Raw genomic sequence first — 13,245 nt, forward strand, 5'->3', positions numbered from 1 at the left:
AAACAACACAAATTAATAAATTATTTCATTTTAAATTAAAAAAAGCCAATTAACTTGGCTTAAATATATATATGGTCGTAATATCTAAAAATATATTTACATAAAATGTGTATTATGCAGTCAGCTTTTGTTTGTTAACTATTTATATATTTTTTAACACTGGGTTAAAGAGGAATGGCATTTTATAAAATGGTGATTTTTACTTGTATAGTAATTTTTTTTTCATTAATAATCATCTTTTCCAATAAAAAGCAAAAACCACCAACACCAACTTCACGCAATCGTACTCAGAAAAACTCAGCTTCGCAAATAGCCAAACCTTATCAAGATAATATTTTGTCTGTAGAAACAGAATCTGAAAAATCAGATTATGATAGTAAATCGCAACAACCCTATTCTCAAAATAATATTAATTCAGTTATTATCGAGTTATCGACTCAATATAATGATGATAAACAATCGGTTAATAAAAATGAAGATGATGAACTGGTAACTTTTACAATTAACTCCGGTAATCATTCAAAAAAATCAAAAATTCAGGATATCGAAGATGGACGCTGGCTGCCTCCGGATAGTTCAATTACCATTCAAAACCGGGAATTGAACAAAGGGTTTATTTTCTACGGCAGCAAATTGATGGGATTAAACGGATACAGTAGTGAAGATAGTTTGATTGATCCTGTTTTACCTGTGTCTAAACCAGTAGAAATTGAAAATGAGACTGAATTCTATACTGATGCTACATTATGCTATTGGCCAAGTTATTCAGGACTTTCTCCTCAATGTCGCGGGATATATTTAGATTGGCTAGCATCTGATCGTTCTCATCCCAATATGCCTATAGGCTATGTTTTCCTATATTTTTATGGTTTGGAACGTCGCATCATTGCCAACAAAAACTCTATTCATTTAATTGATATAAAAGAATATTTTGAGATATTTTATGAAATAATACGTTTACGAAAAATTTATGACAGTAATTATTCTTTTAATAATTATTCGGGAAATTTACTGGCATTAATGATCTATTTACGTCCTGTTATTACCAAACAGTTAAAAAATGAATTATTCCAATTTTCAAATGAATTATTTTTTAAACTGATACTGGCTGTAACAGTAAAAAATGAAAAACCTGTAAAGGCAAGCTTAGCGTTAGACTGGTTAGATTACACTCCTGAATATTATTTCAGAACAGCTGCACGACGCTGTAAAGAGGAGTTTCGACAGCTTTTCTTTCTGAAATTTAATGAACATTTTCCTGCGGGTATCCTGATTAAACCTAATAAGACAAGATTAAAAATCGACTATCAGGCTGCAAATCGCTCCATTGGTTTTTGCCAATGGGATAATCCCAATTTACCAGACCCAAGCATATTAACAAAACCTTTAAAAAGGTTGATTGCAATAGCGGAACTATGTACAAATTTACTGGGTGAATACAGCCGTTACTTAGCAAGAGAAAATTCTTCCCGTAACGATATTACTGCCCTAACTTTGTTGCCGGCAGAACTGTTTAATAAAAACGATTCTCCTGTAATTAAACAGTTCAGAGCATGGGTCAATCATGTCTTGCTGGAGCAGAACGGTTTGGCTTCGGTAAAGGATTTTTGGAAAAATATCAATACCGAATTACCAAAAGCAATTAATAAAAAAGAAAATGAGCTGATGCAGCGGATGGCAAACAAATTTGGTTTAACTATAATACCTGACAGCCGCATTCAAACAATTAAAATCAATCCTGAAGATAAAATTGTACTACATGATTCTCTGGATTTAGTGAATTTTCAGCCCAGTGCAGAGTTTCGATATACTGAGCTATTAATAAGATTAGGCGTAATCGTAGCAAATATTGATGGTTTCATTCATGAGAAAGAAAAAGAATTACTAAAACGTTTTATAGATTCTAATCAAAATTTACAAAATACAGAAAAACAGTATTTACAACTTTTTCTATTATCGTGCTTGAATAATACTCATGGTATGCAAGGTTTAAGAGATAAAATAGCAAAACTTGATTCTAACCAAAGAAAAATTATTAGTCATCTGCTCATTTCCATTGCTCTGGCAGACGGTGATGCAGCACCTGCTGAAATCAAACAGATTGAAAAATTATACACTGCTTTAGGATTAGACAAATTTACCGTAGTCAATGACATTCACACACTATCAGCATCCTCCAACAAAACTCTGCAAAAACAACCATTAGCAGCATCAGAAAATAATGAAACTGATACAGATAAAAAAAGCAATATTATCCTTGACTCGGCTATTCTTAAACTGCATGAAAGCGAAACCAGTGATGTGCAGTCGTTACTAAGCTCTATATTTACTGATATTGAAGAAGAACCGACAGTACCTCAGCCTGAATTGCCGGATAACCAGAATCTTGATAGCACTCATCAACAGCTCTTAAACATTTTGATTACAAGAGAACATTGGAAGCGTGATGAATATATTGAATTATGCAAAAAATTTAATTTATTGCCCGACGGTGCAATTGAAACCATAAACGAATGGGCCTATGAATGTGTAGATGCACCACTTATAGAAGAAAATAATGATATTTATATAGATTTTGAAATATTAACTGAATTACAAGGATAAAATGATGACAGAAAAAAAAATCAGAGCAAAAGAAAGAGATGCAATTATTCAATCCCTGAAAGCAGGTGTTACTCCGAAAATCGGTATTCAGTATATACAGGTGGGAAGAGTTAATGAATTAAAAGCCATGATACAAGATATCCAGCGTATAGAAGATGGAGGAGCTGCTTTCAGGCTGATTATTGGTGACTATGGTTCAGGCAAAACTTTTTTTATGAGTGTAGTAAGAGCAATTGCACTGGAACGGAAATTTGTAACATTACATGCAGATTTATCTCCAGACAGACGCCTGCATGCTACTGGTGGTCAGGCCAAAAATCTCTACTCAGAATTAATGAAAAATATGTCTACACGTAATAAACCTGATGGAAACGCCCTGACCAGTGTTGTAGAAAAATTCATTACCCAAGTTCAGAAAGAAGCAGAAAGCAACGACTACAGTGTAGAGAAAGTTATTCATAAAAGACTCACAGCCATATCTGAAATGGTTGGAGGTTATGATTTTGCCAAAGTTATTGAAATATATTGGAAAGCAAGCGAAGAGGATAATGAACATTTAAAAGCTTGTGCGATTAAATGGTTAAGAGCAGAATACAGCACCAAAACCGATGCCCGCAATGATTTAGGGGTGAGAACCATTATTTCCGACGCTTTTTTTTACGATGCTTTAAAAATAATGAGTCTATTTGTACGACAGGCTGGTTATAGCGGATTATTGGTTAATCTGGACGAAATGGTAAATTTATATAAGCTAAGCAATACACAGGCCAGAAAATCTAATTATGAGCAAATACTACGCATATTAAATGATTGCTTACAGGGAAATGCTGAATATATTGGCTTCTTATTAGGTGGAACACCTGAATTTCTGCTTGATCCTTACAAAGGCTTATATAGTTATGAAGCATTGCAAACAAGACTTGCAGAAAATAATTTTGCTAAACAAGCAGACGTAATCGATTACTCATCCCCAGCATTACATTTAGCCTGTCTTTCCCCTGAAGAATTATATATTTTACTAAAAAATCTTCGGCATATTTATGCCTCAGGAGACAGTACTAAATACCTTGTCCCAGATGATTCTTTAACGGCATTTCTGATTCATTGTAACCAAACCATCGGAGAAGCCTATTTCAAAACGCCACGTAACACTATTAAGGCATTTTTGGATATGCTTACCGTTATAGAACAACATCCAGAGATTTCATGGCAGCAACTACTTGAATCACTCAAAATAGAAGAAGAAAAAAACTCTGATATGGAAATAGAAATTGAAAATGATGATAATCTGACAGATTTCAGACTGTAATGCAAAGCTATCATTTACTAAACCAAAAAGTAAAGAAGTGGATTTACCAGCAAGGTTGGAATAGCCTGCGAGAAATTCAGCAACTTGCTATTGCTCCGATACTTGCTGGAAAAACCGATGTACTAATTAGTGCCTCAACAGCTGCAGGCAAAACGGAAGCTGCGTTTTTGCCTGCCTGTAGTAAATGCATGGAAATACAAAATGGAGTAAGTATCTTATATATCAGTCCATTAAAGGCATTGATTAATGACCAGTATCGTCGCCTTTATAGCCTGACGAAAGTGCTTTCGATGCAACTTACCCCATGGCACGGAGATATTCCTGCAAACCAAAAAACTAAATTTAAAAAATCTCCCTCTGGTATTCTGCTAATTACACCCGAATCGTTAGAATCAATGCTTCTCAATGATTCTGGCTGGTTCCGAAAAGCTTTTCAGTCATTGCAATATATCATTATTGATGAATTTCATGCTTTTATCGGTCAAGAAAGAGGCATACAATTATTATCTCTGCTAACTCGTACTGAGCACCTTATTGGCAAGCTAAAAACACCAGTTCCACGCATTGCCTTAAGTGCTACATTAGGCGATTTAAATAGTGTTCCTTTGTCGCTACGACCAAATCAAAGACTCCATTGCCAGATAATTCGCGAGACCCATGCTCATTCTTCACTTAAATTACAAGTACGTGGCTATATTGATCAATCTAAACAGGATGAGATAGAAAATCGTTTTTCTAAAACTACTAATACTGTTACAGATCAAATTTGTCAGGACATATTTCGTTTTTGCCGCGGTAGTAACAATCTTGTTTTTGTTAATAGCCGACCAAAGTGTGAAAAAATTGCTGTTTGCCTGAGTGATATGTGTGAGCAAAAAAATCTGCCGAATGAATTTTTCCCGCATCATGGCTCTTTAGCAAAATCATTTCGGGAATCCTTAGAACAACGTTTACAGAAAAGTTCACTTCCTACTACTGCAATTTGCACTATGACTCTTGAATTAGGAATTGATATTGGTAAAGTTAATTCGGTTATACAAATAGGTAGCCCGCATTCAGTTTCTAGTTTGCGACAGCGGGTAGGACGAAGTGGCAGACGTGGCAATTCATCAATATTACGGATGTTAATAGCTGGAACAAAAAAAACAGAAACATCTAATTTTATCGATTTATTACATCTGGAATTAATTCAAGCTTTAGCGATGGTACGTCTGTTAATCAGCAGTAACTGGTTTGAACCAGTCGATAACGGCTTGCTTCATTTCTCAACACTTTTGCATCAAATTTTGTCTGTACTTGCTCAATGGGGTGGTATCCGGATAGAACAGCTTTACCAATTATTATGCAAGGAAGGACCTTTTCAAAACGTTACCACATCTCAGTTTAAAAGTTTGCTCAGACATATGGGTTCAGAGCAATTAATTGGCCAGACACACAACGATATTCTGATTTTAGGCGTAAATGGTGAAAAACTTGTTAACCATTATACTTTTTATAGTGTCTTCCAAATTCCGCTTGAGTATCGGGTAATAACCAAAAACAAAACGCTAGGATCTATACCTGTCACAAATATACTCATAAAAGGACAAAATATCATTTTTGCTGGCCAGCGCTGGCAAATAATCAGCATTGATATTTCAGATAAAATCATTTTAGTTGATAAAACAAAAGGAGGAGTTCCTCCGACATTTCAAAATAATAGTTTAAATATTCATGGAACTATCCGTAAGGAAATGTATCAAATATTATGCGATGAAGATTTCAGGATATCAGCTGCAAACGGGAAAGCAGATTTTACCGATAGTAATGCTAAAAACCTATTTATTGAAAGCTGTCGTTTTTTTAAATATTTTAAACTTTCTACAGAAAGATTAATCCAGTACGACAACACAGTGTATATATTAACGTGGGAAGGAGACAAAGTTATTAATACCCTCTTTGCCCTTTTACATCGGAAAGATCTGACCCTAGCGATAAATAATGGAATAATCTTAGTATATGATAAATCAATTGAAGATGTCGAAAAAATATTAAAACAACTTGCTGAGGAAGATTTTGGTGAAGATTGGGCACTTGCACAACTTGTTCCAGAACAAAAACAGGAAAAATTTGACTCTTATCTTCCTAAACATTTGTTATTAATGAAATATGCCCGTCAGGCTTTTGATCTACAAGGAACAAAAAAATGGTTACAGCAATTTGCTCATACAAAATCAGAAATTACTATAACATAATATTCATATAATAATTATTTTTAAATCAATAATTAAAGTTATTTTCCCGGCACGATGCAAATAAATCCAGCTGAGTTTGGTATTCACTGGTTTTCACATTCATTAGTCCCAGCACTGAATGAAAAATATTATCATGTGAAAATTCTTGCTTATGCGCATGCCGGCGTAAGCAGTTCATATCCAGATTACTGATATCGGCAAAATCATGGTTTGCCCAGAACAACATAGGTACACGGGTTTGCTTTTCCGGTGCAATAGCATAGGGTGTTGCATGCAGATATATACCGTTTTCACCCAAAGATTCTCCATGATCAGAAAAATACCACATCGCACTGGCCAGACCGGATTCATTTTGTAATAACTTAATTATTTCTGCCAGTATATGGTCTGTATACAGTACTGTATTATCGTATGTATTACGCAATTGCTCCCTGGTACACTGCTGAATCTGATTCGTATCACAAGTCGGTGTAAAGCGCCGGAATGCCTCAGGATAACGCTGATAATAAGCGGGGCCGTGACTACCCATTGTATGCAATACCAAAACAGCATCATTAGGCATATTGGTAATTATATCGTGTAAATTAATTAACAGGCTTTCATCCAGACAACCATCACTATTACATTTCAAATTCGGCGCCCAGTCCCGTACATCCTGATGATGGATACGGTCACAAACACCTTTACACCCGCCATCATTATCACGCCAGCTTACGGCAACTCCTGAACGTTGCAAAACATCCAGCAGCCCTTCCTGATGTTTTGCCAGATTAGCCTGATAATGCTGGCGTGGCATATTCGAGAAAAGGCAGGGTAAAGACACAGCAGTTGCTGTACCACACGAACTAACCTGAGGGAAATTGACAACCTGATCACCCATAGCAGCAAGCTCTGGCGTAGTCTGACGCGGATAACCATTCAATCCCCAATTCTGAGCGCGCGTGGTTTCACCCATCACCAGTATCAATAACCGCTTATTCCCATGACGCTGATGACTGGCATCCAGTCCTATGCGTTGCAAAGGCTGATGAGCATCATATGTGTTATAAGCTGTTTTTGCTGCTGCTCCGACAAAATTTGTGGGCACTATTAAATGATTCACAGTTTTATTATTTCGGAAAAAAGAAATATAACTGCCATACGCAAGCAGAATAAGTGTAAAAACCGTAATCAAAGAAACAATTATGACCACAATTCGTTTGCCGAATTCACGATACCATGGTTGTGTATAGTAAATAGTAACACCCCAGCAATACCACTGCGCCGGCAATAAGCCGGTAATGCCCAGCCACATCCAGAATTGAGGCGTCAGCCAGGCATCGGCTTCACCTATATTAGTTTGCATAATGTTTTGCAGCATATTGGCATCAAAATAAATATGCAGCATCATCACTGCATAGCTTACAGCTGAACCCAGCAACAGAAGCAATGGCACCATCAACCGATGTAAATATGGCCAGAATAACAACTGCATACAAAAATTCATTGCAGCCAGCATCAAAACGGGCACGGTAAACCAGAAAATAACATTATTTTTCAAAGTTACATGCTGAAACAGATAGCTCCAGAAACCTATATTAAAGATCAATAAGATATAAATACTGAGCAATAATATGGCCCGATTGCTGCTTAATACCCATTTCGACTGCATCATCAGCCCCTGTTAACTAAACAGCGGCAAGTGTAAAAAAACAGCCTTAAGTGAAGCTTAAGGTAAACCATGCCAATAAGCGGCGTCATTGTGGTACGGTAATTAATATGTCTGCAAAGTACTAATTTGTACTTATCAGGAGTCCGAAATGAGCCAGTCATGGCATGATGAACAACATTTTTCTAATCGTAACAATTGGTTACGCGCAAGCGTTCTTGGCGCTAACGATGGACTGATTTCCACTGCCAGCCTGCTAATGGGGCTGGCAGCAGCCGATCCGGATCAGCATACCTTGCTTATATCCGGTATTGCAGCGCTTGTTTCAGGTGCCGCCTCTATGGCTGCCGGAGAATATGTTTCCGTTTCCAGCCAGCGCGATACAGAAGCAGCTGATTTACGCAAAGAGCTGGACTCACTTATCCGATATCCGGAAATAGAACTGGAAGAACTGGCTAATATTTATCGTCAGCGTGGTTTAAACAAAACACTTGCACAACAGGTTGCTGAAGCTCTAACTAAACATAATGCCCTTGAAGCCCACGCCCGTGAGGAAATCGGTATCACCGAAGTCAGTAAAGCCAATCCGCTTCAGGCAGCTTTGGCTTCCGCACTGTCTTTTGCTTGCGGTGCTTTATTACCAGTATTACTATCTCTGTTAAGCTCTACCGTATGGCTGATGAGCATACTGTCTGTTACCACCATAGCCGGTCTTGGTATTCTGGGCTGCCTATCAGCACATCTGGGCGGAGCTCCCAAACGTCCGGCTGTAATCCGAATAGTCATATTAGGTGCACTTGCACTGGCCTTTACCAGCATGATAGGTCGGATTATTGGTATCACTATATGAAAAAATATGCGTATACTGATTCTTGAAGATGACAGAGACATTGCTGACGGCCTTACTGCCGGTCTGAGCCAGCAAGGTATGGCTTGCGATATTTTTGCATCCGGCCGCCTTGGAGAACAGGCATTAAGTGTAGCACCATACGATGCTGTAATACTTGATTTAAGTCTGGCGGAAAGAGATGGTATGGACGTTTTAAGCCATTGGCGCAGCAAGACTCTCAGCACACCGGTTTTGATTCTCACCGCCCGCGATGCCCTGCCCGACAGACTTGCCGGTCTGAATGCCGGTGCTGATGATTATTTATGTAAACCTTTTGCGCTTGATGAAGTGATTGCACGTTTGCATGCGCTTATTCGTCGCAGTCAGGGCATCAGTCAGACCGAAATTAACTTCGGGCAGCTAAGTCTGAAACTTAACTCCTGTCATGCCTGCCTGTATGGCAAACCACTTAATCTTACCCAGCGTGAATGGCTGTTATTACAGCTACTCGTTACTCATCCGCAACATGTTTTCAGCCGTGCTCAAATCGAAGATAAACTGTATAGCTGGGAACAGGAAGTCGAGAGCAATGCCATAGAAGTACACGTGCATCATTTACGTAAAAAAATCAGTACAACCATTATTCGTACCCGGCGCGGACTTGGCTATCAGCTCGGAGAGGCACCTTGAAGCCAACCACTGCTATTAGTCGGCGCTTAATTATCTATCTTGGTATCACCCTGCCACTTCTGTGGATTCTGACAGCCATCATTAGCGCAGTGGCGGTAATGCATGAAATCAATGAAGCCGGTGATACACAGATGAGTCAGCTGGCACAGCGATTATTACATACACCGATCAATCTCAATTCCAGCCAATATCCCGCTTTACCATCTATTCCAAAACCACAGCGCGGGCTTATTGATGCCAAAGAATCCGGATACGCCATCTGGTATAAAGGTAAACTGATTAATACCGATGAAACAGGCCAGTCTATTCCCTATCAACCGGATTATCAGGGATTTATCAATCAGGGATACTGGTGGCAAAGCCATGCATGGCGTATTTTTTATCTGAACAGTCCTCAGCAGCAACTCAAAGTAGCCGTATCATTCAGTATGCACGAACGTTTGCAAACTGTATTGCGTGCAGTATGGTCACAACTGGCAGTATCTATACTTGCTCTGCCGCTTTTACTATGGCTGATTGCATGGAGTGTACGCCGTGGTACACAGCCACTTCAGACACTGGCACAAACTCTGTACCATAGAGAACCGCACAGTATTACACCTCTTTCTAATATTGTACCTACCGAAATTCTGCCTATTATCAATGCATTGAATGATTTATTTCAGCGTATAGAACAATCTCGCGCACGTGAACTGCGCTTCACAGCAGATGCAGCACATGAACTGCGCAGCCCATTAGCTGCACTTAAAGTACAAACAGAAGTGCTGGCACTTACCAGCCTGAACGATGCTCAGCAACAGCGTGTACGCAGCATTGAACACAGCATCGACCGCACTACCCGCTTAGTCGATCAGCTTCTTACTCTTTCCCGCCTTGATCCACTTACCGAGTTACCCCATACCGAAGCAGTTAACTGGACAGATATTACCAACGACGCTATAGAGAGTGTCAGCTTGCTGGCACGTGAACGCCAGTGTCGTATCCTGCGGCAATTTAATACTGATGCGGCGGCAGTATTACCTATTTGCGGTGACCATACCCTGCTGACTATTCTTATCCGTAATCTGCTTGATAATGCCATTCGCTATAGTCCTGAACACAGTATTATTAATTTAACCCTAAACACAAACTCTATCAGCATAACTAATCCCTGTAATGATATTGCCTTAGAAAACCTGAAACGTCTGCGCGAACGCTTTTTCCGGCCGGCAGGGCAAGAAAGCAGTGGCAGTGGCTTGGGACTGTCTATTGTTGATGGTATTACCCAGCTGCACTGGCTGCAAATGGAATTAGATATAGTAAAAATTAGAAAGTATAAAAATGAAACTATTAATTTCCAGGTTAAACTGCAACAAAAAGCATCATAATACAATAATAATGTTAACTGAGATTTGCTTGTGAGATGGTGGGGCTTTTAGCTAATGTTTGCACAATTCGCACAGCAACAGACTTGTTAATCGGTACCCAAAATTTATATAAACGAACCAAATCTTATGTTAGGCGATTTTATTCACTCGACCAAGGAAAATATAGGCAATAACAGCAATAACACCAAATACAAGAGATACAAAAAACATTACATGGTAAGCATTGTTTACTAAAATTAATTGAGCTTGCGTCAGATAGATAAGTATTCCTGATAATACTCCCCCAAATGCACCGCCAATCTGCTGTACAACACGCGTGACAGCGCTCGTGTCCTTAATTTGATTTTTATCACAAAACTCGAATGGAGAAGAGAGAACAGCAATCGTGGCGATGCCTAATCCGGAGCCTCGGACCGTAAAACCGATAATTTCAGAGGCGTTTCCACCAACTTGAATTATTAATATACTTATTGCTGATATTATTAATCCTACACCAATAATTAGAAATGAATTTATCTCACTTAGAGATTTATAAATAAATTTTCTAGCCAACCAGGCACCTACACCTTGCAGGGCAAGCAGCATACCAATATATGTAAGAGATATATTACCCTTTATTGCTTGTATTAAAGGAAAAAAAATCATAAAACCAAAAAAGATAAGCGACGTCAGAAACCCCATCATTATTGACATTGAATATTGAGGACTATTAAATGCACTTAAATCAATCAGTTTACTGTCTGACTTGTTATTAGTAATAAGCGAAATCATCATCAAACCAATACATAAAACCAGCATAATAATATTAGAAATATCAAAAAAATGCCCAGATGCGATATTTTTAATAGAGATAAAAAATAAAATTAAAGCAATTAAAAATGTCATAAACACATAAATATTCATATTGTATTTAGACGTTTTAATATCAGGTATTGTCGTCCTACCAAAGAAAAAAGCCACAAGTACTAAAGGTATGTTGATAAAAAAAGCTATTCTCCAATTTAACTGTTCTGATATGATTGCTCCCAAAACTGGTCCTAGTGCAGGGGCAAAGACTGACGGAATAGCAATCAATGCCATAACCGGCTTTAGTCTTTCCTTACCAAAATAAGTCGCTATCGTGGATTGAGTAATAGGAATTAATATTCCTGCACCAAAACCTTGCAGACATCTAAACAGGATTAAAGAAACCAGATTATATGAAAATCCAACCAATATAGAACCTACAAGAAAAACAAAAATTGAGCATATCCATGCTTTCTTGAGTCCAAATTTTTCATGTATATAAGGAGATAGTAATATACCCGCAGCACAGGCTAGCATATATACAGTAACAGCCCACTGTATATAAGCATAAGAGGCATTAATGTCATTCGAAATTGAGGATAAAATAACATTAACAATGCTGCTATCCAGTAATGGCAATATACTAGATAGCGTCATAGCAAACACTAACTTTCTTTCTGCGGCCGTCAGCTCAACTGATTGTGCCATGTCAAACTCTCTCTAGATGATTAATAAATTTGAAAATAACCAATAAATTTGTATAAAAACTATTATTTTGCACATCTACAACTTATCTATTTATTGCTAACTTGTTATCTTCAATACAATTAAGAGGCTTCAGGATAGTCAGTAGAATAGAGTTTTACTAACCAATTTAAGCCACAAAATATCCCATCGGGGCCATATAAATGAATACTCCACTCATTTCTCCACAGATCGCTTCTTCTGATAGCGAACCAATGATCATATCGACAGTCAGCCACTCTTCACAAAGAGTGACACAACGCCATGGTCATGCGAGAGGACAATTACTCGGCACATTACAAGGTTTAATTTCAATTGAAGCAGAAAATTGTCAATGGGTAGTGCCCGCAACTCATGGTGTCTGGATACCTCCGAATGTACAGCATAGTCTTCTTGGATCACATGGACCATTCGAAGGATGGAGCATCTATATACAAAAAAACGCATGTACTAAACTACCTGTCAAACCATGCGTTTTAGAATTATCTGATTTACTGCGTGAAGCAATTACACGAACCATGTCATGGCATAATTCAGAACTGGAACCAGAACAGAAGCGATTAATTGCCGTAATCCTTGACGAGATTAGAACAATGCCTCAAGTTGAGCTAGCACTTCCAATGCCAAAAGATATGCGTCTGTTAAAAATCGCTTTAGCTTTGTGTGATAATCCTAGTGATGACAGAAAAATTAACGACTGGGGCATTTGGGCTGGCATTTCCCGACGCTCATTAACACGTCGGTTTACAAATGAAACCGGATTTAATTTCACAGAATGGCGTCAGAAACTGCGCATGTTAAAAGCATTGGAATTGCTTGCTGCCGGAAAACCAGTCACAGAAATATCTTTATATTTAGGTTATGACAATATTAGCGGGTTTATTTCTATTTTCCGACGAAATTTCGGGGTAACGCCGGGAAACTACCAAAAAGCCATGAGAAACCGTCTTTCATATCGAGACTTCACTCACACTACATTGCCTGGTTAAATACAACACAACATAAACCTTATTTTTTAACCATGCAGAGAGTTT

The 13,245-nt window shown here is 38.1% G+C and carries 9 protein-coding genes; 7 read left to right on the forward strand and 2 right to left on the reverse strand.

The window, feature by feature from the left end:
• Window positions 1–174: 174 nt before the first annotated feature.
• The 3 genes from H3T84_RS05950 to H3T84_RS05960 are packed head-to-tail and all read left to right on the forward strand — an operon-like array spanning window position 175 to window position 6,147.
• Window positions 175–2,604, forward strand: coding sequence for a TerB N-terminal domain-containing protein (locus tag H3T84_RS05950; RefSeq protein ID WP_198218528.1), 2,430 nt, complete (start codon window positions 175–177; stop codon window positions 2,602–2,604).
• A gap of 4 nt (window positions 2,605–2,608) precedes the next feature.
• Window positions 2,609–3,913, forward strand: a complete 1,305-nt coding sequence (locus H3T84_RS05955) for an ATP-binding protein (RefSeq protein WP_025330193.1) — start codon at window positions 2,609–2,611, stop codon at window positions 3,911–3,913.
• A complete protein-coding gene (locus H3T84_RS05960; protein WP_198218529.1) occupies window positions 3,913–6,147 on the forward strand; it encodes a DEAD/DEAH box helicase in 2,235 nt (744 codons plus the stop codon). The genes H3T84_RS05955 and H3T84_RS05960 overlap by 1 nt, the downstream gene beginning before the upstream one ends.
• A gap of 25 nt (window positions 6,148–6,172) precedes the next feature.
• On the opposite strand, the gene H3T84_RS05965 is transcribed toward H3T84_RS05960, so the two are convergent.
• Window positions 6,173–7,801 (reverse strand): phosphoethanolamine transferase, encoded by a 1,629-nt coding sequence (locus H3T84_RS05965; RefSeq protein ID WP_370524036.1) that lies wholly within the window; start codon window positions 7,799–7,801, stop codon window positions 6,173–6,175.
• 145 nt (window positions 7,802–7,946) lie between these two features.
• On the opposite strand from H3T84_RS05965, the gene H3T84_RS05970 reads away from it, so the two are divergent.
• From H3T84_RS05970 to H3T84_RS05980, 3 genes are read left to right on the forward strand one after another with little or no spacing between them, the layout of a single operon-like run.
• On the forward strand, window positions 7,947–8,645 hold the full coding sequence (locus H3T84_RS05970) for a VIT family protein (RefSeq protein WP_198218531.1): 699 nt from the start codon (window positions 7,947–7,949) through the stop codon (window positions 8,643–8,645).
• A gap of 6 nt (window positions 8,646–8,651) precedes the next feature.
• Window positions 8,652–9,314, forward strand: a complete 663-nt coding sequence (locus H3T84_RS05975) for a response regulator (RefSeq protein WP_078475121.1) — start codon at window positions 8,652–8,654, stop codon at window positions 9,312–9,314.
• Complete coding sequence (locus H3T84_RS05980) at window positions 9,311–10,681, forward strand: histidine kinase dimerization/phospho-acceptor domain-containing protein (RefSeq protein ID WP_078475122.1); 1,371 nt, start codon at window positions 9,311–9,313, stop codon at window positions 10,679–10,681. The genes H3T84_RS05975 and H3T84_RS05980 overlap by 4 nt, the downstream gene beginning before the upstream one ends.
• 129 nt (window positions 10,682–10,810) lie before the next feature.
• Here the strand turns inward: H3T84_RS05980 and H3T84_RS05985 are convergent, their stop codons facing one another.
• Window positions 10,811–12,175: an MFS transporter gene (locus H3T84_RS05985; protein WP_078475123.1), complete on the reverse strand. Its 1,365-nt coding sequence runs from the start codon at window positions 12,173–12,175 to the stop codon at window positions 10,811–10,813.
• 200 nt (window positions 12,176–12,375) lie between these two features.
• Between H3T84_RS05985 and H3T84_RS05990 the strand changes: the two genes are divergently transcribed.
• On the forward strand, window positions 12,376–13,200 hold the full coding sequence (locus H3T84_RS05990; RefSeq protein WP_198218532.1) for a helix-turn-helix domain-containing protein: 825 nt from the start codon (window positions 12,376–12,378) through the stop codon (window positions 13,198–13,200).
• Window positions 13,201–13,245: the final 45 nt, after the last annotated feature.

This window comes from Snodgrassella sp. M0110 (genome assembly GCF_016101465.1).
Taxonomy (GTDB): domain Bacteria; phylum Pseudomonadota; class Gammaproteobacteria; order Burkholderiales; family Neisseriaceae; genus Snodgrassella; species Snodgrassella alvi.

Excerpts from the sequence above, each read along its gene's own strand:
- H3T84_RS05950 (WP_198218528.1), top strand. The coding sequence starts at position 175 with ATGGCATTTTATAAAATGGTGATTTTTACTTGTATAGTAATTTTTTTT.
- H3T84_RS05955 (WP_025330193.1), top strand. The coding sequence starts at position 2,609 with ATGACAGAAAAAAAAATCAGAGCAAAAGAAAGAGATGCAATTATTCAA.
- H3T84_RS05960 (WP_198218529.1), top strand. The coding sequence starts at position 3,913 with ATGCAAAGCTATCATTTACTAAACCAAAAAGTAAAGAAGTGGATTTAC.
- H3T84_RS05965 (WP_370524036.1), bottom strand. The coding sequence starts at position 7,801 with ATGATGCAGTCGAAATGGGTATTAAGCAGCAATCGGGCCATATTATTG.
- H3T84_RS05970 (WP_198218531.1), top strand. The coding sequence starts at position 7,947 with ATGAGCCAGTCATGGCATGATGAACAACATTTTTCTAATCGTAACAAT.
- H3T84_RS05975 (WP_078475121.1), top strand. The coding sequence starts at position 8,652 with ATGCGTATACTGATTCTTGAAGATGACAGAGACATTGCTGACGGCCTT.
- H3T84_RS05985 (WP_078475123.1), bottom strand. The coding sequence starts at position 12,175 with ATGGCACAATCAGTTGAGCTGACGGCCGCAGAAAGAAAGTTAGTGTTT.
- H3T84_RS05990 (WP_198218532.1), top strand. The coding sequence starts at position 12,376 with ATGAATACTCCACTCATTTCTCCACAGATCGCTTCTTCTGATAGCGAA.